Here is a 25,362-nt window from a genome sequence, read left to right as displayed (position 1 = left end):
CGCACCCCTCGGAGACTCCCGCCATGGCCTCGTCGCACGACCACGTGCTGACCACCGTCCCCGGGGGCGCCGCCCTCTCCAGCTTCCGTGCCGCCGGCGTGCTGGCCCGGCTGCGCGTCGTCGCGCCGCAGGTGGTCGCCGTCGGCGCTCAGCACGTGCACTGGGTCGTCAGCGACAGCCCGCTCGACGAGACCACGGCCGCGACGGTCGGCCGGCTGCTCACCTACGGCGACCCGTGGACCCCGCCGGCAGCCGCGCCGCACGAAGCCGTCGTCGTCGTGGCCCCGAGGCTCGGCACGCTGTCGCCGTGGGCGTCCAAGGCCACCGACATCGCCCACAGCTGTGGGGTCGACGTCCGCCGGGTCGAGCGGGTCACCGAGTACCGGATCGAGCTGTCAGAACCGTTGACCCCCGAGCAGTGGGTGGCGGCGGCCGAGGCCCTGCACGACCGGATGACCGAGTCGGCGCTGCCCAGCCGTGCGGACGCCGCCGCCCTGTTCGAGGAGCGGGAGGCCGAGCCGGTGGCGCACGTCGACGTGCTCGGCCGGGGCCGGGCGGCGCTGGAGGAGGCCGACCGCGACTTCGGCCTCGCGCTCTCCGACGACGAGGTCGACTACCTCGCCGAGGCGTTCACCGGCCTCGGACGCAACCCCACCGATGTCGAGCTGATGATGTTCGCGCAGGCCAACTCCGAGCACTGTCGCCACAAGATCTTCAACGCCGACTTCATCGTCGACGGCCAGGCCCAGCCGCGCTCGCTGTTCGGGATGATCCGGCACACCGAGGAGGTCGCCGGGGCCGGCACCGTCGTGGCGTACAAGGACAACGCCTCGGTCATGGAGGGCGGACCCCGCACGCGCTGGCTGCCCGAGTCGACCGACGGTCCCAGCCCCTACCGCGGGCGGGAGGCCGACGTCCACGTCCTCATGAAGGTCGAGACCCACAACCACCCCACCGCGATCAGCCCCTTCCCGGGGGCTGCGACCGGCGCGGGTGGCGAGATCCGGGACGAGGGCGCCACGGGCCGGGGCAGCCAGCCCAAGGCCGGGCTCACCGGGTTCGCGGTCAGCAACCTGCACCTGCCCGGCACCGACGAGCCGTGGGAGCGCGAGGAGTACGGCGCCCCCGCGCACCTCGCGAGCCCGCTCGACATCATGGTCGAGGGCCCGATCGGCGCGGCCGCGTTCAACAACGAGTTCGGGCGCCCCGGCCTCGGCGGCTTCTTCCGGGTGTACGAGCAGACCGTCGACGGGGTCCGGCGCGGCTTCCACAAGCCGATCATGAGCGCCGGGGGGCTCGGCACCATCAGCGCCGAGCTCACCGAGAAGGTCACCTTCCCGGCCGGCACGCTGCTCGTGCAGCTCGGCGGCCCCGGCATGCGGATCGGGATGGGCGGCGGCGCGGCATCGTCGATGGCGGCCGGCGCCAACGCGGCCGACCTCGACTTCGACTCCGTCCAGCGCGGCAACCCCGAGATCGAGCGGCGTGCGCAGGAGGTCGTCAACCAATGCTGGAGCCTGGGGGCCGACCACAACCCGATCCTCGCCATCCACGACGTCGGCGCCGGAGGCCTGTCCAACGCCTTCCCCGAGCTCGTCGACGGCGCCGGGCTCGGCGCCCGGTTCGACCTGTCCGCGGTCCCGACCGAGGAGAGCGGCCTCGCGCCGAAGGAGGTGTGGTGCAACGAGTCCCAGGAGCGGTACGTCGTCGCCATCGCCCCGGAGTCGCTGGCCCGGTTCGCCGCCCTGTGCGAGCGGGAACGCTGCCCGTACGCCGTCGTCGGGGTCGCGCGCGACGACGGCCAGCTCGTGCTGGCCGAGGGGCTCGAGGACGTCGAGGGCGAGGACCGGCCCATCGACATGCCGATGGAGACCCTGCTCGGCAAGCCCCCGCGGATGACCCGTGACGTCGTCCGCGTCGCGCGCCAGGGGGACGACCTGGACCTCGACGGGCTCGACCTGCGGGCCGGCGCCTACGCCGTCCTGCGCCACCCGACCGTCGCGAGCAAGCGGTTCCTCGTCACGATCGCCGACCGCACCGTCGGCGGGCTCACCCACCGCGACCAGATGGTGGGGCCGTGGCAGGTGCCGGTCGCCGACGTCGCCGTCACCCTCGCCGACCACGTCGGCTTCGCGGGCGAGGCGATGGCCAGTGGCGAGCGGATGCCGCTCGCGTCCGTCGACGCTCCCGCCTCGGGGCGGATGGCGGTGGGGGAGGCGCTCACCAACCTCCTGGCCGCACCCGTTGCGGCACTGGCCGGCGTCAAGCTCTCGTGCAACTGGATGGCCGCGTGCGGTGAGGAGGGCGAGGACGCCGCCCTCTACGACACCGTCCACACGGTCGGGATGGAGCTGTGCCCGGCGCTCGGCATCTCGGTCCCGGTCGGCAAGGACTCCCTCTCGATGCGCACCCGGTGGACCGACGCCCTGGGCCGGTCCCGGCAGGTCACCTCGCCGGTGTCGCTCGTCGTCACGGCCTTCGCCTCGCTCCCCGACGTCCGGGGCACCTGGACCCCGCAGCTGCGCGGCGACTCCGTGCTCGTGCTCGTCGACCTCGGGGCGGGCCGGGACCGGCTGGGCGGCTCGATCCTCGCCCAGGTGTCCGGAGCCTTCGGCCGCGACGTGCCCGACCTCGACGACCCGAAGCGGCTCGTCGCGCTGGCGGCCGCCCTGGCCGACCTGCGCGGCCGGGGCCTCGACCTCGCGTACCACGACCGGTCCGACGGCGGGCTGTGGGCGGCGGCCTGCGAGATGGCGTTCGCCGGGGGGACGGGCCTCGAGGTCGAGGTGCCGTCGGTACCGGCGCTCTTCGCCGAGGAGCTCGGCGTCGTCCTCGGCGTCCCTGCGGGCGACGCCGCCACCGTCGAGGAGGTGCTCCGCGAGCACGGGCTCGACCACCTCGTGTCCACGGTCGGGCGGACCGCGGCGGACCGCCGGGTCCGGGTGTCGGTCGACGGCGCGGCGGTGCTCGACGAGTCCGTACGCGACCTCGCCCAGGTCTGGGACGAGGTGTCGTGGCGGATCAGCGTCCTGCGCGACAACCCCGGGTCCGCCGACGAGGAGCACGCCGCGGTCGGTGCCGACGACGACCCCGGCCTCGTCGTCGCGCCGAGCTTCGACCCCACCGACGACGTCGCCCTCCCGTACCTGTCCACGGGGGTCCGCCCCAAGGTCGCGGTGCTGCGCGAGCAGGGGGTCAACAGCCACGTCGAGACGGCGTACATGCTCGACCGGGCCGGCTTCGACGCCTACGACGTCCACATGACCGACCTCCAGACCGGCCGGGCCCACCTCGCGGACTTCACCGGCCTCGTCGCGGCAGGGGGCTTCTCGTACGGCGACACCCTGGGCGCCGGGGAGGGGTGGGCCCGCTCGGTGCTGTTCAACCCGCGCCTCACCGACGCCTTCCGCGAGTTCTTCCATCGGGGCGACACCTTCGGGCTCGGCATCTGCAACGGCTGCCAGATGTTCGCCGCGCTCGCGGACCTCGTGCCGGGAGCGCACGCCTGGCCCCGGTTCACCCGCAACCGGTCCGAGCAGTACGAGGCCCGGCTCACCCTCGTCGAGGTGCTCGAGTCGCCCTCGCTGTTCACCACCGGCATGGCCGGCAGCCGGTTGCCGATCGCGGTCGCGCACGGCGAGGGCTTCGCCGACTTCTCGGCCCGGGGCGACGCGACATCCGTGCAGCGGGTGGCCCGCTTCGTCGACCACCACGGCGAGCCGGCGACGACGCACCCGTTCAACCCGAACGGCTCGCCCGGGGGGCTCACGGCGGTCACGACCGTCGACGGCCGGTTCACCGCGATGATGCCGCACCCCGAGCGGGTGTCCCGCAATGTCCAGATGTCATGGACCTCCGGACGGGTCGAGGACGAGAGCCCCTGGCTGCGGATGTTCCGCAACGCCCGGGTCGCCGTAGGCTGACGAGGTGGGGTCACGGATCGACGACCGGGCCATCGCCCGGTGGCGGTTCCGTAGCCAGCTGCTGGACGAGGCCTCGGCCCCCGACGCCGCCACGGCCGTGCGCTCGTTGCTGGCGGTGCAGGCCGAGAACCTCGACCAGACCGGATGGGCCCTCGCCTCGCGCTGCACCGGCCTGAGCCCGGTGGGCCTCGCCGGCCTCGTGGGATCCGGTGAGGTCGTGCGCACCCACGTCCTCCGCCCGACGTGGCACCTCGTGCACCGCGCCGACCTGGCCTGGCTGCAGGAGCTGACCGGCCCGCGCCTGCGGCGGCAGCTCGGTCGGCAGCTGGACCGCGACCTCGGTCTCGACGGTGCGACGGTGGCGGCCTGCACCGACGCGGTCGTCGCCGTTCTCGCCGAGACGCCCGACCTCACCCGGGAGGAGCTCTCGTCCGCGCTCGAGCGGCGCGGTTTCGCGCTCACCGGGCAGCAGCTCGCGGTGCTGCTGGCCCACGCCGAGATGGGCCTCCTCGTCGGCAGCGGGGTGCCACGCCCGGACGGGGGGACCGGGACCCAGACGTACTCGCTGCTGGCGGGGCGGATCCCCCCGTCTCCGCACGCCGACCGCCCGGCGGCGCTGGCCGAGGTGGCCCGCCGCTACGTCCTGGGGCACGGACCGGCCACCGAGCGCGACCTCGCCTACTGGGCCTCCCTGACCGTCACCGACGCGCGGACCGGGTTGGCCGCGGTCCGCGACGGACTCGAGTCCTTCGAGCACGACGGCCGGGTGTTCTGGCACGCGCCCGGCGAGTCGCCCCCGGCGGCGCCCCGGTCGCCCGAGGTCCACCTCCTGCACATCCTCGACGAGTGGTACCGCGGCCACCAGGACTCCCGCCGTGTCGTCGACGCCGACGGGCTGCACCCCGTGGGGCGGGAGGCCGCGATCGGCGTGGCCGTCGTGGACGCCCAGATCGCGGGGACCGTGCGCCGCACCGTCCGGGCGACGTCGGTCGCCTTCGAGGTCACGCCGTACCGCCCGCTCACGGCGGCCGAGGTGCGGGCCCTCGAGGCCGAGGCCGACCGGTACGGCGCGTACCTCGGCAGGGCCGGGCGGCTGGTCCGGGCCGCAGGCTGAGCGCCGGCGGGGAGGCCCGCGTCCTCCACGCCCGCACCACCCCTAGGGACCTTCGCCCCTACCCGGCCGGTCCGCGGCAGGTGAGCGTGGACCCATGAACACCGAGACGACGCCCCCGACCGCCGGCGCCGGCCCGCCCGGGCCGGACGACGTGGAGGTCCTCGATCCCGCGCAGTGCTGGGCGATCCTGCGCGAGGCTCCGTTCGGTCGCCTCGGCGTGATCGTCGACGAACGCCCGGAGATCTTCCCCGTGAACCACATCGTCGACCACGGGTCCATCGTGTTCCGCTCCGCCGCGGGGACCAAGGTCGCGGCGGCGGTGGGCTCCCGGGTCGTCTTCGAGGTCGACGGCTACGACCTCACCGCCGGCCGCGCGTGGAGCGTCATGGTCAGCGGTCCGGCCAGGAAGGTGACCGACACCGACGACCTCATCGACGTCATGCAGGCACCTCTCGACCCGTGGCACCAGGGCGCCAAGCCCCACTTCGTGCGGATCGTCACGGAGTCGGTGACGGGACGCCGGTACCCCGTCTCCGGCGGGGCGAGGACCTGAGTCGCCGAGGGCTGAACGGGCCCGCGCTCACCGACGGCGCCAGGCGCGCTGGTCCGGGGGGACGGGGGAGTCGAGGCCACCGTCGGCGGCGCGGAGCGGCCGTGCGGCCGGCACCTTGCGGGCGACGTCGGACCACGGCAGCACCCCGGTCGGCAGCACGGCCGAGGCCGCGGCCCGCCGCAGGGTGTAGAGGTCGAGGGGGCCCGCCGACGCGACCAGCACGAGGTTGCCGAAGCGGCGCCCCTTGAGCACCTCGTGGAGCCCCACGAACGCGGCATGGCCGAACACCTCCTGCGCGCCCGCGGCGACCCGGGCCGCGTAGCGCATCCCGGGCTCGTCCGTGACGTTCGCGAGGAACAGCCCTCCGTCGTCGAGCACCCGCCGCACATCGGCCAACCACTCGACCGTCGTGAGACCCGCCGGCACCCGGCCACCCACGAACGCGTCGAGGACGACGGCGTCCGCGCTGCGGTCGGCGAGGGCGGCCATGCCGTCCTCCCCGGCCACCGGGCGGACCCGGATGCGGTGGCTGCGCGGCAGCGGGAGCTCGCGGCGCACGACCTCGGTGAGGTCGGCCGCCGGCTCGAGGACGATCTGCGGGGACCCGGGGCGGGTGTGCTCGACCCAGCGCGGCAGGGTGAGCCCGCCCCCGCCGACGTGGGTGGTGCGCAGCCGGCCGACGGGGGCCAGGGCGTCCAGGACCAGGGCGAGGTGCTGGACGTACTCGAAGGCCAGCAGCGCGGGGTCGTCGAGGTCGACGGCCGACTGCGGCAGGTCGTCGAGCAGGACCGTGACGAGGCTGCCCTCGCGGTCGAATCGGGGGTCGCCCACGACGTCGAGGGTACGGCGCTCGCCGGTAGCGTCGGCACCATGCCACCCCGTCGCCGCACCGACCCCGCGCTCGGGCTCGCCGCCCTGCGCGCCTGGCACGCCGACCCCGACGGCGTCGACCGGTCGACCCGCGCGACGGCCGTCCGGCACACCCTCGAGGAGCTCGCCGCGCGCGCTCCCGGCAACAGCGTCGAGGTCCGGGTCCCGCCCTTCGGGGTCGTCCAGTGCGTCGAGGGCCCCCGGCACACCCGCGGCACCCCGCCGAACGTCGTCGAGACCGACGCCGTCACCTGGCTGCATCTCGCCACCGGGTCGCTGGCCTGGGCCCAGGCGCTCGCGGACGGCGTCCTGCGGGTCAGCGGCACCCGGGCGGACCTGTCGTCGCTGCTGCCGCTCGGCGACGGCGCCGGACGGGCCGCGCGATGAGACACGGCATCGTCCTGCTCACCGACGAGCCCTGGCGCGAGATGGCGCCCCGGTGGCGGGCCGTCGAGGAGCTGGGGTTCGACCACGCATGGACCTACGACCATCTCGTGTGGGGTGGCCTCCCCGACAGCCCGTGGCACAGTGCGGTCCCCACTCTCGCGGCGGCGGCCGGCGTCACCGAACGCGTCCGGCTGGGCACCTTCGTGTCCTCACCGAACCAGAACCACCCGTACACCTACGCCCGCGACGTCATCACCCTCGACGACCTCACCGGAGGCCGGTTCCTGTGCGGGGTCGGCACCGGAGGCGACCTCGACGCCCGGCTCCTCGGGGCCGACCTCGCCCTCCGGCAGCGGGTCGAGCGGTTCCACGAGTTCGTCCCGCTGCTCGACCGGCTGCTCCGTGAGGACCACGTGGACCACGACGGCGACTGGTACACCACGCGTGACGCCCGCACGCTGCCCGGGCCGGTGCGGCACCGGGTCCCGCTGCTCGTGGCCGCCAACGGGGCCCGCTCCATCCGGCTCGCGGCCCAGCACGGCGACGGCTGGGTCACCTACGGCGGGAGAGGCGAGAGCGTGGAGGACTGGTTCGCGCATCTCGCCGAGCTCGTCGACCGCTTCGAGCAGGCCCTGGCCGACACCGGCCGCGACGCGGGCGACCGCTACCTGTCGCTGGACTCCTCCCCCCGCTTCTCGCTGGAGTCGGCCGGGCTGTACGCCGAGCTGGCCGGCAGGGCCGCCGAGCTGGGCTTCACCGACGTCGTGAGCCACTGGCCGCGCGCGCAGGGCCCCTACGCGGGCGACCCCGCCGTCCTCGAGGAGGTGGCGGGGTCGCTCGGCGGGCGGTGACGGGCCTCAGGCGACCGCCATCACCATGATCGGGTCGGTCGTCGGCGACGGCGAGCCGCCCGCGGGCTCCACCGTGACGCCCACGGCGGCCGCGTTCTCGAGACTGCCCTGGAGGACGGCCTCGGCCCGGCCGTCGCCCGTGGCCGTGATGAACCCCGCGGACCGGGCGATCTCGTCGGAGCCGACGTACCAGAGCTGGTAGGTCTTCCCCTCGGGGGCGGGCGGCATCCCGATCACGGTCAGCGCCGACCGGTCGAGCGTGCGGCTGTACGCGAGCGTGGCCGTGAACTCGCCCTTGCTGCTGGTCACCGTCGCGGCGTCCTCGGCCGCCTGGACCTGCTGGACGGCGGTGAGGGTCGGCTGGTCGGCGGACCACGAGCTCAACGCGACACCGCCCACGGCGAGCACCGCGGCTGCCGCTGCCGCCGTGAGCCACGTCGTCGTGCGTCGGAACAGGGGGATGACGGTGGCGCCCTGGGCCGCGGGAGCCGGCTCGTCGTCGGAGCGGTCGTCGGCGGCCTCGTCGTCGACCGGCGGCGGCAGCGGGCGGACCTGGGAGATGCCCGAGAGCACCGAGGCGCGCAGGGACGGCGGCGGGGTGGCGTCGATGAGCCCGGCGAGCGAGTGTGCGGCGCTCGTCAGCTCGGCGACGTCGGCCTGGCAGGCGGGGCACTCGGAGAGGTGCCGCTCGAAGGCGGAGCGCTCGTCCGGTTCGAGGGCATCGACCGAGTACGCACCGCTGAGGTGGTGCAGATCGGGGCTCATGCCGGTACTCCCAACGTGTCTCGGAGACGGATCAGCCCGTCTCGGATCCTGGTCTTCGCTGTTCCGAGTGGCAGCCCCAGGAGCTTGGCGACCTCGGTGTGTGTGTAGCCCCCGAGGTAGGCGAGCTCCACGGCACTGCGTTGTGCTTCGGTGAGGGTGTCGAGGGCCTTGCGCACCCGTTGTGCCTCGAGGGAGGTGTGGGCGGCCTCGGCGGTGGTGTCGAAGGCCACGTCGTGGGTGGCGGAGGCGTGGTTGTCGTCGCGGCGCCGGGAGGCCTCGCTGGACCTGACCCGGTCGACCGCGGCGCGGTGGGCGATGGTCATGAGCCACGACATGGCGCTGCCTCGGGCGGCGTCGAACCTCGCGCTGGTCCGCCACACGTCGAGATACACCTCCTGGGTGACCTCCTCGGACATGGCCGGGTCGCGGACGATGCGCAGGACGAGCCCGTAGACGCGACGGGAGGTGGCGTCGTAGAGGGCGGCGAAGCTGCTCTCGTCCCCCCGGGCCGACCGGCGGAGCAGCTCCGCCAGGTCGGCCGTGGGGGCAGCCGCCCCCTCGGTGGCCGGAAGTGTCGGTCCCGAGGAGGCGGCTGTCATGAGAACCATCATCGCTGATCGGCTCAGCCCTCGGGGACGAGGACCTTGTCGATGATGTAGACCGTGGCGTTCGCGGTCTGCACGTTGCCGCAGATCACGGAGGCGTCACCGGGGGTCACGGTGAACTCCTCGCCGGAGCCCGCGACGGTGATCTTCCCGCCGCCGAGGGTCTCGTGCTCGCCGGCGACCTGGTCGGGAGCGAGGCGCCCGGAGACGACGTGGTTGGTGAGGACGTCGGTGAGCAGGCCCTTCGGGTCGGCCATCGCGGCGTCCATGGTCTCCTTGGGGAGAGCGTCGAACGCGTCGTTGGTCGGCGCGAAGACGGTGATGCCGTCCGCCGAGTTCAGCGTGTCGCCGAGACCGGCCTCGGTGACCGCGGTCACGAGGGTGGACAGGAGCGGGTTGTTGCTGGCCGCGGTGGCCACCGGCTCCTTGGACATGCCGTCGAACGAGCCGGCACCGTCGGCCGGGACGGCCGAGCAGGCCGCACCGAACGGCGAGTCCATGCTCGCGCTCTCGGTCTCCGAGGGGGAGGTGGAGGGGGCGGCGGACGTGGTCGCGGGTGCGGCGGCGGCGTCGGTGTCGCCGGTGTCCGTGCCACAGGCGGCCAGGGTCAGGGGGAGGGCGAGGGCCAGGGCGGCGACCTTCATACGGGTGGAACGCATTTGAGGAGCTCCTTGCGGATCGGGGTGGTTTCTTCGTGCAGTGGTGGTTCGGCACCCCCCGGTCGGTGGATTGCCTGCGTCGCAACTTTTTTCGCGTCCCCTCACGATGGGTTGCCCGGGTGCGGCGGGAACAGGCCGACGGCCGGCACCGAAAGGGGTGCCGGCCGTCGAGAGCGAGGAGCGGGGGTCACTCGATGGTGACGATCACCGAGTGCCAGCCGGTGGCCCCGCGCGGGAAGGGGGACTGCCGGTCCTCGGTCTGGGTGTTGCCGTCCTCGTCCGTCGCACGCGCCTCGAGCGTGTGCCGCCCGGGGGTGGCGTCCCAGCGCAGGAACCACTGGCGCCAGTAGTCGATGCCGGCGTCGGGCCCGAGCTCGGCGGGCATCCAGGTGCCGCCGTCGACGCGCACCTCGACCCCGGCGATGCCGCGCTGCTGCGCCCAGGCCACGCCGCCGATGAACGTCTCGCCGGCCGGCTGCCGGCTGAGTGGCCTCGGGGTGTCGATGCGGGACTCGGTGTAGATGGGGGCCTCGGTCGCCCAGTCGCGTTCGGTCCAGTACGCCGTGTCCTTCGCGTACGTCGTCGCCGTCAGCTGGGTCAGCCACTTCGTCGCGCTGATGAAGCCGTACAGCCCGGGGGTGACGAGCCGGGCGGGGAATCCGTGCGCGGCCGGCAGCGGCTCGCCGTTCATCCCGACCGCCACGAGGGCGTCGCGGTCGTCCATGAGCGCCTGGAGCGGGGTCGAGATGGTCATCCCGTCGGTGGAGCGGCTGAAGATCTGGTCGACGCCGTCCCGGACGCCGGCGCGCTCTAGGAGCGTGCGGACCGGCACCCCGAGCCAGCGGGCTCCGCCGACGTAGGGGCCGCCGACCTCGTTCGAGACACACGTCAGGGTGACGTCCTTCTCGATCATCGGCAGGTCGAGCAGCTCCTGGTAGCTCAGTGTGAACGGGTTGTCGACGTCGCCGTCGATCGTCAGCTGCCAGGAGTCGGGGTCGACCCGGGGGATGACGAGGGCGGTGTCGATCCGGTAGAAGGCGTCGTTCGGCGTGCGAAAGGAGCTGACACCACGCACCATCTCCTCCAGCCCCTGGGGGAGCGGCTCGAGGGTGACCGACGGGGCGGGCAGCACGACGTCCGCGGCCACGCTGGTGCGGCTGAACGCCTGGCCGAGCCCCCCACCCGCTGCGGCGACGGCCCCGAGCCCGGCGGCGGCGGCCAGCACGGTGCGACGCCCGCTCGTCCCGTCACCGTGGGCGGTGCGGTCGGGCCCGGCGCCGGCGGCGGGGTCGGCCGCCGCCGCCCCGGCCCGGTCGAGGACGCCGAGGAACCACTGGGCCGCGAGGACGCCGACGACGGCGGTCACGACCCCGGGGAGGAGGTCGACGGGCTGGCTCGTCGGCCGCAGCCCGGCCGCCGCGGCCGCGAGCAGTGCCAGGGCCCCGACGAGGGTGAGGCCCAGGGAGCGTCGGTCACGGGCGAGCAGCCCGATGGCGCCCGCGAGGAGCAGGGTGACAATCGTGACCGAGCCGACGAGGATCGGCTTGTCGGCCGTGCCGAATGTCGAGACCGCCCACTCCTTGACCGGGGTGGGGGTGGCGTCGATGACGGTGGATCCCACCGCGAGGACGGGGGAGGCCGAGGGCGAGACGAGCGCGGCGACGAGATGCCCGGCGCCGGCTCCTGCCGCGGCGGCGAGGAGCGTGCCGGCGGCGTACCACGCGGCGCGCGGTCGGTGCGGGGCCGGATTCCGAGGTGTCGTCGTCATGACCGTGGTTCGGAGCGGGCCGGGCTCCCGGATGGTGGGTGTCGGGACACCGGTCCATCCTCCCGGGAGCCGGGCGCCCGGGGCGAGCAGGGTTCGCCTACCGTAAGGACCGTGACACCAGCACGCGGCCCCCGGTTCTTCCCGTTCATCCTCACGGGTGCGGTGCTCGGGTTCCTCCTGGGAGCCGGCATCGCCGCCAGTGGGCGGTTCGAGGACACCGACTCGGTCCTCCTGCAGCAGGGCCAGTACTCACCGTCCGCCGGGATCGGCTACGTCGGCCTGCTCGGCGCGGCGCTGTTCGCGATTCTCGCGGCCCTTGTCGCGCTGGCACTCGACTGGTGGGCGCGCCGGTCCTGACCGGGCTCGCTGTGGGAGACTGGGGCACGTGCCACGCGGAGACGGACGCCTCAGCCACGACCTGATTCCGGGCGAGAAGGCCCCCCAGGACGCCTGCGGGGTCTTCGGCGTCTGGGCCCCGGGGGAGGACGTCGCCAAGCTCACCTACTACGGCCTCTACGCGCTGCAGCACCGCGGCCAGGAGTCCGCCGGCATCGCGACGTCGGACGGCAAGCGGCTGCTCGTCTACAAGGACATGGGGCTGGTGTCGCAGGTCTTCGACGAGCGCTCGCTCGCGTCGCTGCGGGGCCACCTCGCCGTCGGGCACTGCCGCTACTCCACGACCGGCGGGTCCACCTGGGAGAACGCCCAGCCGACCCTGGGCGGCCACGCCGGGGGGACGGTGGCGCTCGCGCACAACGGCAACCTCACGAACTCCGCCGAGCTGCGGGACCTGCTCGAGGGCCGCCGGGGTGCAGAGGGGCCGCGCGGCGAGATCGCGCGCGGGAACACCACGGACACCGCGCTCGTCACCGGTCTGCTCGCCGACGACGCCGACCGGACCCTCGAGGGCGCCGCGCTCGAGGTCCTCCCCCTCCTGCGCGGCGCGTTCTGCTTCGTCTTCATGGACGAGCAGACCCTGTACGCGGCGCGCGACCCGCAGGGCTTCCGGCCGCTGGTCATCGGCCGCCTCGAGCGCGGGTGGGTCGTGGCCTCCGAGACCGCGGCCCTCGACATCGTCGGCGCCTCGTTCGTCCGTGAGGTGGAGCCGGGCGAGCTCATCGCCATCGACGAGGACGGGCTGCGCTCGCAGCGGTTCGCCCCGGCCTCGCCGAAGGGGTGCGTCTTCGAGTACGTCTACCTCGCGCGCCCGGACACGACGATCGCGGGGCGGGGCGTGCACGAGGCCCGGGTCGAGATGGGGCGACGGCTCGCCCGGGAGCACCCGGTCGAGGCCGACATGGTGATGCCCACCCCGGAGTCCGGGACCCCGGCCGCCATCGGGTACGCGCAGGAGTCCGGGATCCCGTACGGCCAGGGCCTCGTGAAGAACTCGTACGTGGGGCGCACGTTCATCGCGCCGTCCCAGACGATCCGGCAGCTCGGGATCCGGCTCAAGCTGAACCCGCTCCGCGACGTCATCAAGGGCAAGCGCCTCGTCGTCGTCGACGACACCATCGTGCGCGGCAACACCCAGCGGGCCCTGGTACGGATGCTGCGCGAGGCCGGGGCAGCCGAGGTGCACGTGCGCATCTCGGCCCCGCCGGTCCAGTGGCCCTGCTTCTTCGGGATCGACTTCCCGACCCGGGCCGAGCTGATCGCGACCGGTCTCGGGGTCGAGGAGGTCTGCAACTCCATCGGGGCCGACTCCCTCGGGTACATCTCCGAGGACGGGATGATCCAGGCCACCGAGCAGCCGCGCGAGCGGCTCTGTACGGCGTGCTTCAGCGGGTCCTACCCCGTGGCGCTCCCGGAGGACGGGCGGCTCGGCAAGGGCGTCCTCGAGCTCGAGCTGCCACTCGGGGACGACGCCGCCCGCGCTGAGCGGACGGTGGGCGAGCGGCACCCGCAGCGGCAGGCGCCGATCGTCGACGTGCCCGTGCTCGACGTCGAGGGGGTGCGCACCTCAGCCGGTGGTGGCGCCGGCGAGGCCATCCTTCGCCCCTGACCGTCAGCGGCGCTCCACCCAGCCGCGCGGCGGGTAGAGCGGGATCTCACGCACCGCGTCGTCCGCAGGCGCCTCGTCGTCGGCGCGCACGACGGGGATCTCGCCGGTGTCGCCGAGCCGCCGGGGACTGCCGAGGTTGGAGCTGCGGTACCAGGTCTCGGGCTCCACGCGGGGCGGCGGGGGATGGCCGGCCCGCGACACCTCGACGCCGCCGGTGCCGGGGAGGTCGTCGGGGCCGTCCTGCGGCCCCCGCGCGCCGCCGCCGCCGTCCTCGTCGTCTCCGTCGTCCCGGCGTCGCCGTCGCGGGGCGGCGATCCGCGGCCAGGTGCGGCTCGCGTCGCCCCTCTTGGTGCGCGGCCGCTCGCCGAAGATCTCGGAGTTGAGGGCGGCGTTCACCTCGTCGGGCTCCGGCACGAACGTGAGGTCGCGGATGGCCTGGTGCTGGCCGGCGCTCTCGATGACGATGGTCCCGTAGCCGAGCAGCTCGCCGACGACACCCCGGGTGTAGGTCATGTCGGTGACCTTCGTCAGCCGCATCATCGGGACGCGCCGGGTGAGGACGCCTTCGTGCTTGAGGATCCGCTTGTTCGTCGCGACGAACCAGCGGTACCGGCGTTCGACCTCCATCCAGCCCAGCTTCAGCAGCCCGAGGAGCACGACGAGGCCGACGAGCTCGATGAGGCGAGGCGCTGCCTGGACGCGGAACACGAGCAACCACCACACCCAGCCCGCGACGAGCGGCCAGACGAGATGGCGGAGCAGCACGACCGGGTGCTGGCGGGTGCGGATGACGATCCGCTCACCCTCGGCGAGCTGGTGGAGCAGGCTGCGCCGGACCCAGCCGGGCATGACCGCGAGATCCGCCTCGACGGTCTCGGGGGTCCCGTCGCGGACGACGGCGCCATGCCGTCGCATCGCCTAGCCCCGGAGCAGGCTGTCGAAGAAGCGCCCGATGTTCTCCACGCCGTTCAGAATGACGTCCCAGGCGGAGCCGATGATGTCGGCCGCCTCCTGCGGGGAGGTGAGGATCGCGTACAGCAGGAAGATGACGACGAGCCACATCACGATCTTCTTGACCGGTGGCATGTTCACGTCCTCCTGCAGCGGGCGAGCCGGGTGCACGCCACGTTGTCCGATCGTCCCACCTGTGACGGGTGTGACGGATGATGGCCCGGCCCGTGGCGTGTCGCCCCGGCCGGCGCGGGTGGGGCGCGGTTACTGGGCGACGCCGTACAGCCGGTCGCCGGCGTCGCCCAGCCCCGGCACGATGTAGCCGACCTCGTTGAGCCGCTCGTCAATCGCCCCAGTGACGAGCGTAACGGGGCACTCCACGGCGGCCATCGACTCCTCGAGGTGAGCGATGCCCTCGGGGGCGGCGAGCAGGCAGACGGCGGTGATGTCGTCGGCCCCCCGCTCGAGGAGGAAGTGGATGGCGTCGGCCATCGAGCCGCCGGTCGCGAGCATCGGGTCCAGGACGTAGACCTGGCGGCCGGACAGGTCGTCGGGCAGCCGGTTGGCGTAGGTGATGGCCTCGAGCGTCTCCTCGTCGCGCTGCATCCCGAGGAACCCGACCTCGGTGCTCGGCAGGAGCCGCACCATGCCCTCAAGCATGCCGAGCCCGGCCCGCAGGATGGGGACCACGAGCGGCTTGGGGTTGGACAGCTTGATGCCGGTCGTCGGGGCCACCGGGGTGCGGATCTCGAACGGCTCGATCCGCACCTCCCGGGTCGCCTCGTAGGCCAGCAGGGTCATGAGCTCCTCGGCGAGGCGGCGGAACGTCGGCGAGTCCGTCCGCTCGTCCCGGAGGTAGGTCAGCTTGTGGGCGATGAGCCTGTGGTCCGGGTTGATGACGCGCATGGGTGAAACTTAGCGCGTGCCGTTCCCTCCCGATCCGCTCGACGTGTCCCGGATGCGGCATGCGCTGGCGCTCGCCGGGCAGGCCGGGCGCGCCGGGGACGTGCCGGTCGGGGCGGTGGTCGTCGGGCCGTCGGGTGAGGTGCTCGGTGAGGGCTGGAACGTCCGCGAGGCGGAGGGCGACCCCACGGGGCACGCCGAGGTCGTCGCGCTGCGGGCTGCGTCGCGGGCCGTCGGGCAGTGGCGGCTCGAGGGCTGCCAGCTCGTCGTGACGATGGAGCCGTGCCCGATGTGTGCCGGCGCGCTCGTCCTCGCGCGGGTGGCACGGGTCGTGTTCGGGGGGTGGGACCCCAAGCTCGGGGCGTGCGGCTCCGTGTGGGACCTGCCGCGCGACCGCCGCGTCACCCACCGTGTCGAGGTGGTCGGGGGTGTGCTCGAGGCGGAGTGCGGTGACCTCGTGCGCCGCTTCTTCGACGGCCACCGGGCCTGACCCGGCCGATTTTCTGGGGGACGCCGGGCTCGGGTAGCCTCTCCGGCGGTGGCGTGTCCGAGCGGCCTAAGGAGCACGCCTCGAAAGCGTGTGAGGGTTTACGCCCTCCGTGGGTTCAAATCCCACCGCCACCGCCAGACAGGAAAGCCCCCGGGAGCATGCGACCGGGGGCTTTCCCGTGGGCCCGGCGCCCCGGACCGTCTTGACCCCGCGCCTAGGGTGAGGGGACGCACCCCATCGGGAGGACGACATGGATCTGTTGACCCGAACCGAGCTCGTCTCGCTCGCGCAGCCGGGACCGGACGGCACCTACGTCTCGCTCTTCATGCCGACCCACCGCGTCGGGGAGCGCGTCGAGGCCGACCAGCTGCGGTGGAAGAACCTCGTGAACCGGGCCGAGGCGCTGCTGCTCGAGGACCTGCGCCGACCCGACGTCGAAGCCCTGCTCGCCCCGGCCCACCAGCTGCACGACGACCCGATCGCCTGGCGGTACATGAGCGAGGGGCTGGCCATGTTCCTGGGGCCCGGCGGGAACCGCACCTTCCAGGTCGCTGCGCCGATGCCCGAGCTGGCGACGGTCGGCGCGCGGCCGGTGCTGGGCCCGACGCTCCGCCTCTGCTCCGGGGACGAGCGTTTCCTCGTGCTCGCCCTCAGCCAACGCGACGTGCGCCTCCTGGAGGGCAGCCGCAACACGATGGAGCCGGTCCACCTGCCGGACCTTCCCACCAGCCTGCGCGACGCCGTCGAACCCGAGGAGCCGCGGTCCCACACGATGGCCAGGCCGGCGGACAAGGCCGGGCGCGGCGGGCCCGCGGTGTTCTACGGCCACGGCGCCGGGGACCGGCACCTGAAGAAGGACGAGGTGCTGCGCTTCCTCCGCTCCGTCGACGCGGGTCTGCACGCCGTGCTGGCCCGGGAGAGCGCCCCGATGGTGCTGGTGGGTCTCGACCCCCTCGTGAGCGCGTACCGCGAGGTCAGCACCTACGGGCACGTGCTGGACGACGCGGTCGAGCACAACGCGGACCAGCTCGAGGCCGACGGGCTCCACGAGATGGCGTGGCCCCTGGTGGAGCGGCGGCTCCGCGAGGAGCGGGCGAGGGTGGTCGACCGGTTCCACGAGCTGGCCGGCGCCGGCCGCGCCTCCGGCGAGCTGCCGGTGGTGGCCGAGGCGGCCGCCCAGGGGCGGGTCGAGACGCTGTTCGTCAGGGCCGACCCGTGGTGCTGGGAGCAGGCGGCCGACGGGACCCCGGCCGTCGTGGCCCTGGGGGCCGACGAGCGGTACCTCGGGTGCGAGCAGGTCGACGCCGCCGCGGTCGCGACCTTGACCACCCGTGGCCAGGTGTACGCGACCTCGGAGACCGTCGTTCCCGGCAGCGAGGTCGCCGCGATCTTCCGCTACTGACGGCTCCGGGGCCGGGGCAGGTACGGCAGGAGCCGCAGACCTCGGCCTGCGGCTCCGGGTCGTAGTCGTCAGATGAGCTCGGGGACGCGCAGGTGCGCCACCGCCAGCTCGAACTCGGCCACCTCGGAGATCCGGGTGCCCGATTCCTCGGCTGCCTGGGCTCGGGTCCGGTCGGCCAGGGGCCGGGTCTGTTCGAGGGCCGCCTGGCTGTCCCACGTGGTCGTGATGACGGCCCTGCCCCTCGAGCGGTTGACCAGCAGGCTGGCGCTGCAGAAGCCGCCCCAGCTCTCCAACGTGGGCAGGACCCCGCGGAACACCTCGACCATCCGGTCCGCCTCGCCGGGTTGGCCGTCCATCCAGCTCACCCGCGTGCAGGCACCGTCGGCCGTGCGGTGGTCACGGTGGAGTGCGGTGATCTCCCACTCCTCGACCTCGGGGTCCGCGCCGAGGATCTCCCCGGCCCGGTCCCGGATGGCGGCCAGCTGCCCGTCGCTGGCTCGCATCGTCTCCTCGTTCTCCCAGGCGCTGGTCGCGATGCAGCGGCCAGTCGTGCGGTCGACCATCATGGACAGACCGATGCAGCCGTCGATGTCGCGGATGAGCGGTAGTACCTCATCGCGGCAAAAGGCGATGCCGTCGTCGATCGAGCCCGGTCGCGCTTGGAACGTCGTGGCGCGCGCGTGCACGGGCCACCTCCTCACCTCGAGGCGGCGCCTCGGCCGGCGCCGCCGGCACCACCACTGTCCGCCACCAGGGTCTTCGTTGGCAACCCCTCAGGGCCGGGGCGCTCGCCTCAGCCCGGGGTCCCGAGCGTGACCTGCCCGTCCCGGACGTGCCACCGCTGGTCGAGCCGGACGCCCTCCAGCAGCCGCCGGTCGTGTGACACGAGCAGGAGTGAGCCGTCGTAGGAGTCCAGGGCCTCCTCGAGCTGCTCGATGGCCGGGAGGTCGAGGTGGTTGGTCGGCTCGTCGAGGACGAGGAGGTTGACCCCCCTGGCCTGCAGCAGCGCCATCGCGGCGCGGGTGCGCTCGCCGGGCGAGAGCCGGCCGACCGGGCTCGTGACCTGGTCGGCCTTGAGGCCGAACTTGGCCAGCAGGGTCCGGACATCGGCGGGTGTCATCTGGGGCACTGCGGCCTCGAACGCGTCCCCGAGCGGCAGGTCCTCGGCGAGCCCGGTGCGCGCCTGGTCGATCTCGCCGACCGCCACCGAGGCACCCAGGCCGGCCCGGCCGGACTGGGGGACGATCCGGCCGAGCAGGAGCCGGAGCAGCGTCGTCTTGCCGGCGCCGTTGGGGCCGGTGACACCGATCCGGTCCCCGGCGCTCACCTGGAGCGAGGCGGGGCCGAAGGTGAAGGAGCCGAGCCGCGCGGTGGCCTCGTCGAGGGTCGCGACGACCGAGCTGGACCGCGGGGCGCTGCCGATGGTGAAGCGCAGCGCCCATTCCTTCCGGGGCTCCTCGACCTCCTCGAGGCGGGCGATGCGGGACTCCATCTGACGGACCTTCTGCGCCTGCTTCTCGGAGGACTCCACCTGCGCCCTCCGGCGGATCTTGTCGTTGTCCGGGGCCTTCTTGATGGCGTTGCGGACGCCCTGGGAGCTCCACTCCCGTTGGGTGCGGGCGCGGCTGACCAGGTCGGCCTTCCTCCCGGCGAACTCCTCGTAGGCCTCGCGGGCATGGCGGCGGGCGACGGCCCGTTCCTCGAGGAAGGCGTCGTACCCGCCGTCGTAGACCGCGACCCGCTGCTGGGCGAGGTCGAGCTCGACGACGCGGGTCACGACGCGGGAGAGGAACTCGCGGTCGTGGGAGACCAGCACCACCCCCGACCGCAGGCCGCGGACGAACCGCTCGAGGCGTTCCAGCCCGTCGAGGTCGAGGTCGTTGGTCGGCTCGTCGAGCAGGACGAGGTCGAAACGGCTCAACAGCAGCGCGGCCAGCGCCGCGCGGGCGGCCTGCCCACCCGACAGCGACGTCATCAGGGCGCCCGCGTCGACGTCGAGGCCGAGGTCGGCCAACATCGGCGGGAGACGCTCGTCGAGGTCGGGGGCGCCGCTGGCCTGCCAGTGGTCGAGGCTTCGCGCGTACGCATCCTCGGCCGCACGCGAGTGGTCCTCGGCGCCGAACGCGGCGGCTGCGTGCTCCATCGCAGCGGTCGCCGCGGCGGCTCCCGTGCGGCGGGCGACGTAGTGGCCGACGGTCTCGCCGTTGATGCGCTCGTGCTCCTGGGGCAGCCAGCCGACGAAGGCATCGGCGGGTGCGGTGGCGACGGTGCCGTCGAGCGGGTCGAGGTGACCGGCCAGGATCTGCAGCAGCGTGCTCTTACCGGCGCCGTTGGCGCCGACCACGCCGACGACGTCGCCGGGCGCGACGGTGAGGTCGAGGCCCTCGAAGAGGGTGCGATGAGCGTGGCCGCCGGCCAGGTGCTTGGTGACCAGGGTGGCGCTCATCCGGCGATCGTAGTTGCGCGCCGTCCCCCGGCGACGCGCCGCCGGGACATCCACGGACGGCTGAGCGCCGAACCACAGGCGGTCCACAGTCGCCGTCGAGAGGCTCCATCCATGGACACGGTGCTCGCCCTGCTGCTGGCCGAGCCGGTCTGGGTCGTCTACGCCGTCGTCGGCGCCGTCGTGCTCCTCGAGGGGGCGGTACCGGCGGGGCTACTGCTCCCTGGGGAGGCGACGGTCCTCGTCGGCGGGGCCACGGTCGCCCTCGGCCGGACCGAGCTGCTGCCGATGGCGCTCGTCGTCGTGGCGGCGGCCGTCGCGGGCGACGGTCTCGGCTTCCTCCTCGGCCGCGCCGCCGGGCCCCGGCTCCTCGGTTCGCGGCTGTTGCGGACCCGGCGGGAGCGCCTCGACACACTGCGCGAGGCGATGGTGCGCCGCGGCCCCACCGCGCTCGTCGCCGCTCGGTGGACCGCGTTCGTCCGGACGATGGCGCCGGCGCTCGCGGGGGCGTCCGGGATGACCTACCGACGCTTCGTCGGGTGGAACGCCGTCGGTGCCGCGACCTGGGGCGTCACCAGCGTCGGGCTGGGTGCCGCCGCCGGGCGCTCCTACGCGCAGGTGCAGACCTGGCTCGGCGGCGGGGGCGCGGCCCTCCTGGCTGCGGTGCTCCTCGTCGGCGCCGTTGCGGCGCTCCACCGGCGCCGGTCCGCCGCGCCGGCCCGTCCGGCTCAGGACGGGGTGGGGGCGGGGCACATCGGCGGCTCGGTGCTCGTCGTGGCCGGGGCGAGGCCCTTGAACTCCGTCCCGAGGGCGACCTCCACGGTGGCGTCGGTGCGCTTGTCCTTGACGGCCTTGGTGCCCTCGGGCATCACGTCGAGGACGACGAGGGCCTTGGGCCGTCCCTCCTGGCCGTAGCGGACCTCGGCGACCTTCGGGGTCGGCCGGTCGGACGGGTCGTTCGCGACCTTGTCGATGACGAACCCGCGCTGCTCGAGGAGTGCGGCGCTGCGGCCCGCGAGGCCGTTGCGGCTCGTCGCGTTGTAGACGCTGATCTCGATGTCGGCCGGCAGGATCACGTCGGGGTCGTACGGACTGCACGTCGGGGTCGGGGGCGCGGCCCGGGCAGCCTGGCGGTCGGCCTCGTAGTAGGACAGGCCGTACCAGAACGCGAAGAACAGGCCGAGGAGGAGGACCCCGATCGTGATGAACGCACGACGCTGCCGCTGCCGGCGCTCCATCGAGAACGGGGACTCCGTCGTGTACTCGCTCATCGGGACCCGGCCTAGAGGGTGAGGACTCGGGCGTGGAGGGTGGGCCGCTGGTGGAGTGCTGCGCGGAGGGCCCGGTGCAGGCCGTCCTCGAGGTAGAGCGTGCCCTCCCACTCGACGACGTGCGCGAAGAGGTCGCCGTAGAACGTGGAGTCCTCGGCGAGCAGCTGCTGCAGGTCGAGCTCGCGCTTGGTCGTGACGAGCTCGTCGAGGCGCACGAGCCGCGGGGGCACGCCCGACCACTGCCGGCCCGAGTACCCGTGGTCCGGGTAGGGCCGGTGGTCGCCGACGGCCTTGAAGATCACGTCCCCACTCTATGCGGGTGCCGTCGCCGAGCCCGGGTGCGAAACCCCGGGCCGGGCTAGATTGACAGGCGTGAGCGAGACCAGCGACGACAACCTCCTCGACGAGATCCGTGCCGGGTACGGCTTCGAGGGGCCCGCACTCGAGTTCGGCGCGGCGGTCGTCGACGGCGCCGCCCACCCGGACGTCACCGTGCGGATCCCCCTGGCGGCGATGAACCGGCACGGCCTGGTCGCCGGCGCCACGGGCACCGGCAAGACCAAGACCCTGCAGCTCATGGCCGAGCAGCTCGCCGAGCAGGGCGTCCCGGTGTTCCTCGCCGACATCAAGGGCGACCTGTCGGGGATGGCGAGTCCCGGGCAGCCGAACGACAAGATCGCCGCCCGGTCCCAGGACGTCGGGATGACGTGGGAGGCCACGTCCTTCCCGGTGGAGTTCTACTCCCTGGGCGGGGAGGGCACGGGTGTCCCGATCCGGGCGGCCGTCTCGACCTTCGGGCCGACGCTGCTCGCGAAGGTGCTCGGCCTCAACGCGACCCAGGAGTCGAGCCTCGGCCTGGTGTTCCACTACGCCGACAAGCACGGGCTCTACCTCGACACACTCGCCGACCTGCGGGCCGTCGTGCAGCACCTCACCTCCGACGAGGGCAAGGCCGACCTCAAGGACCTCGGCGGTCTGTCGTCCGCGACCGCGGGCGTGATCCTCCGCGAGCTCATCACGTTCTCGGACCAGGGCGCCGACGCGTTCTTCGGGTTGCCGGAGTTCGACACGACCCATCTCCTGCGGACCACCGAGGACGCCCGCGGCCTCGTCTCGATGCTCGAGCTGCCGGCCGTCCAGGACCGACCGCAGCTGTTCTCGACGTTCCTCATGTGGCTGCTCGCCGACCTCTTCAACGACCTGCCCGAGGTGGGGGACTCCGCCAAGCCGAAGCTCGTGTTCTTCTTCGACGAGGCCCACCTCCTCTTCAACGACGCGAGCAAGGAGTTCCTCGACGCCATCCAGCAGACCGTCCGGCTCATCCGGTCCAAGGGCGTCGGGGTGTTCTTCGTGACGCAGTCCCCGAAGGACGTCCCCGCCGACGTGCTGGGGCAGCTCGGGAACCGCGTCCAGCACGCCCTGCGGGCGTTCACCCCCGACGACGCGGCGGGGCTCAAGGCGGCCGTGAAGACCTACCCGCACACGGCGTACGACCTGGAGGAGCTGTTGACGACGCTCGGCACCGGCGAGGCCGTCGTGACCGTGCTGTCCGAGAAGGGCGCCCCCACGCCGGTGGCGTGGACCCGGATGCGGGCGCCGGAGTCGCTCATGGCGCCCTCCCCGGCCGAGGTGCTCGAGGCCGCCGTCGCCGCCTCCCCGCTCCTGGCCCAGTACGGCGAGGCGCAGGAGCGGGAGTCCGCGCTCGAGATGCTCGACAAGGCAGCCTCGGAGCGGGTCAAGGCCGAGGAGGCGGCCGCCCAGGCAGCGGAGCAGGCGAAGGCCGACGCGGCAGCCGCCAAGGAGGCCGAGAAGGCCCGCGTCGCTGCCGAGAAGGCAGCGGAGAAGGAGCGGCTTGCGGCCGAGAAGGCGGCCGGGGCCGAGGCGAGTCGCGAGGCGGACGAGCCGGGGATGGTCCAGCAGGTCGTGAAGTCGTCGGCGTTCAGGTCCATGCTGCGCTCGGCGGGCACCGTGATCGGTCGCGAGATCACCCGCTCGGTCTTCGGGACCGCCAAACGTCGGTGACGACGGGCCGGCTCGGCCCCGTCCCCGTGTAGGGTCCCTGCGGTGTCGGGGGATGATCTGCAGGTCACAGCGTCGCGGTTCGGGCACGGTTACGTCCTGAGCCGGGGCGGGAGCGTGCCCGAGGCCGCCTCGGACTGGGCGACGCTCGACGTGGGAGCCGCGCAGCTGCGCACGCATCCGCGCACGGTCGTGTCGACGGCCCGGACGCCCCTGTCCGGCCGCGCGCAGGTGGTCCTCATCGGCCAGCCCCTCGACGTCGACGCCGGCACGTCCGACGGCGGCCGCATCGCCGCCTCCGTGCTGGCCGCCCTCCGTCACGGCCTGGACGCGGCGGTCGAGAGGGTCGCCGCGCTGTCGGGCCGCTACACCGCCGTCCTGCGGTCGGGGTCGCGGCTGCACGTCATCCCGGACTCGCACGCCACCCAGCCGGTCTTCTGGGCCACTCGGCCCGCGGCCGCCACGGGGGCGGAGGTCCTGGCCGTCGCCTCGCACGCCGTCCTCGCCGCCGATGTCGTGGGGGCCGGGCTCGACGAGAAGGCCCTCGCGCTGCACGACGGCATCCGCGAGTGGCGCAAGAACCGCACGATCTTCATGCCGGGCCTCACGACGACCCACGAGGGCGTGCTCCCGGTCTTCGCCAACTGCCTCCTCGACGTCGACCTCGACCGGCCCTCCGCCGCCCACCACCGCAGGTTCTGGCCCCACGAGCGGCGCGAGAAGGCGTCGGTCGACGACGTCGTCGCCGAGTTCACCGAGCGTTTCGTCGAGCTGACCCGGCTCGCCATGAGCCTCGGGCCCAGCGCGATCAGCCTGACCTCGGGGCTGGACTCCCGGATGACCCTCGTGGCGGCGTCGTGCCTCGCCCGCGCCGACGACTTCGCCTTCACCTATGTCCGCCCGCAGGACCTCGTGTCTCAGGAGGGGGTGCGCAGCGACCTGTTCGGTGCGAGCCGGCTGGCCTTCGCGGCGGGGCTGCGGCACCGCGTCATCCAGTGGCGGCTCCCCGACGAGGACGACCCGTTCCTGGTGGCCCACCGGCAGAGCTTCCCGGGGCTCAGGTCGTCGCTCGGCGCAGCCACCGCCATGTTCCACGACCTGCCGCACGACATCGTCGAGCTCCAGTCGATCCTCGCCGAGACCGGGACGTACTTCTACCGGCGCACCGCGTCGGGCCCCGACCCCCGGGCCATCGCCGCCCTCACCTTCGGCCCGCCCACGGCCAACCGACCCGAGTACGTCGCCGAGTTCGAGCGGCTCGTCGACTACACCCAGTTCACCCGAGACCGGCTGCTGGGCTACAACTGGCACGACCTGACGTACTGGGAGCACCGGATGGTCAAGTGGGCCGCCCGCAAGTTCCAGGAGGGCGACATGTCACACCGGGTGGCCCTGCCCTTCGCGGACCGCCGGCTCATCGCACTCATGCTGTCCGTCCCTCCGGAGGACCGGCTCGCCAAGACCCTCTTCTCCCGCTTCCTCGCGCGGCGTCCGGACCTCGCGACCCTGTGACGCCGGGCTGTCAGAGCGTGAGCACGGCCCGCGCGTAGGCGCATTCGAGGTCGGCGTCGGTGACGGTGCGCCGGACGTCCGGCTCCGGCTCGAAGGCCACCTCCCAGCCGTCCTCGAGCCGCCGAACGGCGACCAGCCGGTTCCCGAGCAGCTCGCGCAGCTGGTCCTCGCGGGGGAGCCACACCGCCTGGTCGAGGGTCACCGAGTCCAGCGCCCACTCCGTCGTGCCGTTGAAGCCGAGCAGCGGCTGCCCGCGGTAGGTCTGGACCTCGACGGTCAGGTCGGAGACCCAGAAGACCTGCGCGGTCAGCTGGTCGGCGTCGATGACGAACCGGTCGCCGGCGGTGGGCTCCCAGAGGACGCCGGCGGCCACGAGGTCGCGGGCGAGCTGGACGGTGATCACACCCCATCCTCACCCGGGGGCGGCCGGTTCGGGGACCCCGCCCGCCGTCCCCGTCGAGGACCCGATACCCTGAGGGGTATCGACTACCCTTCGGAGGTTGCCATGCCCCACACCCACGGCGGCGCCGTGCTCGACGACCTGCGCGAGCCCGCGAAGCGACTCCGGGCAGCCATCCCCGGCGTCTACGCCGGCTTCAGTGCCATGCACAAGGAAGCGCTCGCGGCCGGTGCGGTCGACGAGAAGACCAAGGAGCTCATGGCCCTCGCGATCAGCGTTGCCCAGCAGTGCGACGGGTGCATCGCCTCGCACGCCCGCGGCGCGGCGATGAAGGGGGCGACGCCCGAGGAGGTCGCCGAGACCCTCGGCGTCTGCATCCTCATGGCCGGCGGGCCGGCCACCGTCTACGGCCCGCGCGCCTACGACGCCTTCCTCGAGTTCCACGCGAAGTACGCCCGGGACTGACCGCGC

Annotated in this window: 25 protein-coding genes, 1 tRNA gene and 1 pseudogene; 14 read left to right on the top strand and 13 right to left on the bottom strand. The window is 73.6% G+C overall.

Going from position 1 to position 25,362, the window contains the following annotated elements; all coding sequences use genetic code 11:
* Positions 1-23 precede the first annotated feature (23 nt).
* The 3 genes from purL (at position 24) to Q0963_RS12365 (ending at position 5,590) form a co-directional block, all read left to right on the top strand.
* Entirely contained in the window at positions 24-3,923 is a 3,900-nt protein-coding gene (gene purL / locus Q0963_RS12375; RefSeq protein WP_299446258.1) for a phosphoribosylformylglycinamidine synthase, read from the top strand.
* A 4-nt stretch (positions 3,924-3,927) separates the two neighbouring features.
* On the top strand, positions 3,928-5,037 hold the full coding sequence (locus Q0963_RS12370) for a winged helix DNA-binding domain-containing protein (protein ID WP_299446256.1): 1,110 nt from the start codon (positions 3,928-3,930) through the stop codon (positions 5,035-5,037).
* 94 nt (positions 5,038-5,131) lie between these two features.
* On the top strand, positions 5,132-5,590 hold the full coding sequence (locus Q0963_RS12365; RefSeq protein ID WP_299446254.1) for a pyridoxamine 5'-phosphate oxidase family protein: 459 nt from the start codon (positions 5,132-5,134) through the stop codon (positions 5,588-5,590).
* A 27-nt stretch (positions 5,591-5,617) separates the two neighbouring features.
* Here the strand turns inward: Q0963_RS12365 and Q0963_RS12360 are convergent, their stop codons facing one another.
* Positions 5,618-6,421 carry a spermidine synthase gene (locus Q0963_RS12360; protein WP_299446253.1) on the bottom strand — a complete coding sequence of 268 codons (804 nt, stop codon included), beginning with the start codon at positions 6,419-6,421 and terminating at the stop codon, positions 5,618-5,620.
* A gap of 39 nt (positions 6,422-6,460) precedes the next feature.
* Between Q0963_RS12360 and Q0963_RS12355 the strand changes: the two genes are divergently transcribed.
* A complete protein-coding gene (locus tag Q0963_RS12355; protein ID WP_299446251.1) occupies positions 6,461-6,847 on the top strand; it encodes a sterol carrier family protein in 387 nt (128 codons plus the stop codon).
* Positions 6,844-7,698: an LLM class flavin-dependent oxidoreductase gene (locus tag Q0963_RS12350; protein ID WP_299446249.1), complete on the top strand. Its 855-nt coding sequence runs from the start codon at positions 6,844-6,846 to the stop codon at positions 7,696-7,698. Before Q0963_RS12355 ends, Q0963_RS12350 begins: the two co-directional genes overlap by 4 nt.
* A gap of 6 nt (positions 7,699-7,704) precedes the next feature.
* On the opposite strand, the gene Q0963_RS12345 is transcribed toward Q0963_RS12350, so the two are convergent.
* The 4 genes from Q0963_RS12345 to Q0963_RS12330 all read right to left on the bottom strand — a co-directional run bounded on the left by Q0963_RS12345 (position 7,705) and on the right by Q0963_RS12330 (position 11,495).
* On the bottom strand, positions 7,705-8,463 hold the full coding sequence (locus Q0963_RS12345; protein ID WP_299446247.1) for an anti-sigma factor: 759 nt from the start codon (positions 8,461-8,463) through the stop codon (positions 7,705-7,707).
* Positions 8,460-9,062, bottom strand: a complete 603-nt coding sequence (sigK, locus tag Q0963_RS12340; protein WP_299446245.1) for an ECF RNA polymerase sigma factor SigK — start codon at positions 9,060-9,062, stop codon at positions 8,460-8,462. Before sigK ends, Q0963_RS12345 begins: the two co-directional genes overlap by 4 nt.
* A gap of 23 nt (positions 9,063-9,085) precedes the next feature.
* The gene (locus Q0963_RS12335; protein ID WP_299446243.1) at positions 9,086-9,727 is read right to left on the bottom strand and encodes a fasciclin domain-containing protein; all 642 of its coding nucleotides are present in this window, start codon (positions 9,725-9,727) and stop codon (positions 9,086-9,088) included.
* Positions 9,728-9,914: 187 nt separating this feature from the next.
* On the bottom strand, positions 9,915-11,495 hold the full coding sequence (locus Q0963_RS12330) for a molybdopterin-dependent oxidoreductase (RefSeq protein WP_299446241.1): 1,581 nt from the start codon (positions 11,493-11,495) through the stop codon (positions 9,915-9,917).
* A 111-nt stretch (positions 11,496-11,606) separates the two neighbouring features.
* Here Q0963_RS12330 and Q0963_RS12325 point away from each other — a divergent pair, with 111 nt between their 5' ends.
* Both Q0963_RS12325 and purF read left to right on the top strand, forming a co-directional pair.
* Entirely contained in the window at positions 11,607-11,852 is a 246-nt protein-coding gene (locus Q0963_RS12325; protein WP_299446240.1) for a hypothetical protein, read from the top strand.
* Between the two features lie 28 nt (positions 11,853-11,880).
* Entirely contained in the window at positions 11,881-13,500 is a 1,620-nt protein-coding gene (gene purF, locus Q0963_RS12320) for an amidophosphoribosyltransferase (RefSeq protein ID WP_299446238.1), read from the top strand.
* 3 nt (positions 13,501-13,503) lie between these two features.
* Here the strand turns inward: purF and Q0963_RS12315 are convergent, their stop codons facing one another.
* The 3 genes from Q0963_RS12315 to upp form a co-directional block, all read right to left on the bottom strand.
* Positions 13,504-14,415, bottom strand: a complete 912-nt coding sequence (locus Q0963_RS12315) for a PH domain-containing protein (protein ID WP_299446236.1) — start codon at positions 14,413-14,415, stop codon at positions 13,504-13,506.
* 3 nt (positions 14,416-14,418) lie between these two features.
* Positions 14,419-14,586, bottom strand: a complete 168-nt coding sequence (locus tag Q0963_RS12310; RefSeq protein WP_299446234.1) for a hypothetical protein — start codon at positions 14,584-14,586, stop codon at positions 14,419-14,421.
* 129 nt (positions 14,587-14,715) lie between these two features.
* The gene (gene upp / locus Q0963_RS12305) at positions 14,716-15,357 is read right to left on the bottom strand and encodes a uracil phosphoribosyltransferase (protein ID WP_299446232.1); all 642 of its coding nucleotides are present in this window, start codon (positions 15,355-15,357) and stop codon (positions 14,716-14,718) included.
* A gap of 52 nt (positions 15,358-15,409) precedes the next feature.
* Between upp and Q0963_RS12300 the strand changes: the two genes are divergently transcribed.
* From Q0963_RS12300 to Q0963_RS12290, 3 genes are all read left to right on the top strand, one after another.
* Entirely contained in the window at positions 15,410-15,844 is a 435-nt protein-coding gene (locus Q0963_RS12300; RefSeq protein ID WP_299446360.1) for a nucleoside deaminase, read from the top strand.
* Between the two features lie 47 nt (positions 15,845-15,891).
* Positions 15,892-15,981: transfer RNA gene (locus tag Q0963_RS12295), tRNA-Ser, on the top strand.
* A 113-nt stretch (positions 15,982-16,094) separates the two neighbouring features.
* A complete protein-coding gene (locus Q0963_RS12290; protein WP_299446229.1) occupies positions 16,095-17,246 on the top strand; it encodes a hypothetical protein in 1,152 nt (383 codons plus the stop codon).
* A 68-nt stretch (positions 17,247-17,314) separates the two neighbouring features.
* On the opposite strand, the gene Q0963_RS12285 is transcribed toward Q0963_RS12290, so the two are convergent.
* A complete protein-coding gene (locus Q0963_RS12285) occupies positions 17,315-17,932 on the bottom strand; it encodes an antibiotic biosynthesis monooxygenase (RefSeq protein WP_299446226.1) in 618 nt (205 codons plus the stop codon).
* Positions 17,933-18,039: 107 nt separating this feature from the next.
* Positions 18,040-19,692 carry an ABC-F family ATP-binding cassette domain-containing protein gene (locus Q0963_RS12280; protein ID WP_299446223.1) on the bottom strand — a complete coding sequence of 551 codons (1,653 nt, stop codon included), beginning with the start codon at positions 19,690-19,692 and terminating at the stop codon, positions 18,040-18,042.
* Between Q0963_RS12280 and Q0963_RS12275 the strand changes: the two are divergent.
* Positions 19,645-20,271, top strand: a pseudogene (locus tag Q0963_RS12275) (DedA family protein); the annotation flags it as partial. The gene Q0963_RS12280 and the pseudogene Q0963_RS12275 sit on opposite strands and share 48 nt — an antisense overlap.
* A 146-nt stretch (positions 20,272-20,417) precedes the next feature.
* On the opposite strand, the gene Q0963_RS12270 reads toward Q0963_RS12275, so the two are convergent.
* Both Q0963_RS12270 and Q0963_RS12265 read right to left on the bottom strand, forming a co-directional pair.
* Entirely contained in the window at positions 20,418-20,960 is a 543-nt protein-coding gene (locus tag Q0963_RS12270) for a LytR C-terminal domain-containing protein (RefSeq protein WP_299446220.1), read from the bottom strand.
* Positions 20,961-20,971: 11 nt separating this feature from the next.
* Entirely contained in the window at positions 20,972-21,262 is a 291-nt protein-coding gene (locus tag Q0963_RS12265; RefSeq protein WP_299446218.1) for a type II toxin-antitoxin system VapB family antitoxin, read from the bottom strand.
* A gap of 70 nt (positions 21,263-21,332) precedes the next feature.
* Between Q0963_RS12265 and Q0963_RS12260 the strand changes: the two genes are divergently transcribed.
* Both Q0963_RS12260 and Q0963_RS12255 read left to right on the top strand, forming a co-directional pair.
* Positions 21,333-22,982 (top strand): helicase HerA-like domain-containing protein, encoded by a 1,650-nt coding sequence (locus tag Q0963_RS12260; protein WP_299446216.1) that lies wholly within the window; start codon positions 21,333-21,335, stop codon positions 22,980-22,982.
* 42 nt (positions 22,983-23,024) lie between these two features.
* Positions 23,025-24,491 carry a hypothetical protein gene (locus tag Q0963_RS12255; protein WP_299446214.1) on the top strand — a complete coding sequence of 489 codons (1,467 nt, stop codon included), beginning with the start codon at positions 23,025-23,027 and terminating at the stop codon, positions 24,489-24,491.
* 10 nt (positions 24,492-24,501) lie between these two features.
* Here the strand turns inward: Q0963_RS12255 and Q0963_RS12250 are convergent, their stop codons facing one another.
* Entirely contained in the window at positions 24,502-24,894 is a 393-nt protein-coding gene (locus tag Q0963_RS12250) for a hypothetical protein (protein WP_299446212.1), read from the bottom strand.
* 102 nt (positions 24,895-24,996) lie between these two features.
* Between Q0963_RS12250 and Q0963_RS12245 the strand changes: the two genes are divergently transcribed.
* Entirely contained in the window at positions 24,997-25,356 is a 360-nt protein-coding gene (locus tag Q0963_RS12245; RefSeq protein ID WP_299446209.1) for a carboxymuconolactone decarboxylase family protein, read from the top strand.
* Positions 25,357-25,362: the final 6 nt, after the last annotated feature.

It is taken from the genome of uncultured Phycicoccus sp. (genome assembly GCF_947495705.1).
Classification (GTDB): domain Bacteria; phylum Actinomycetota; class Actinomycetes; order Actinomycetales; family Dermatophilaceae; genus Phycicoccus.
Note: the sequence above shows the minus strand (reverse complement) of the source record. Positions and strands in the feature narration are given on the sequence as shown.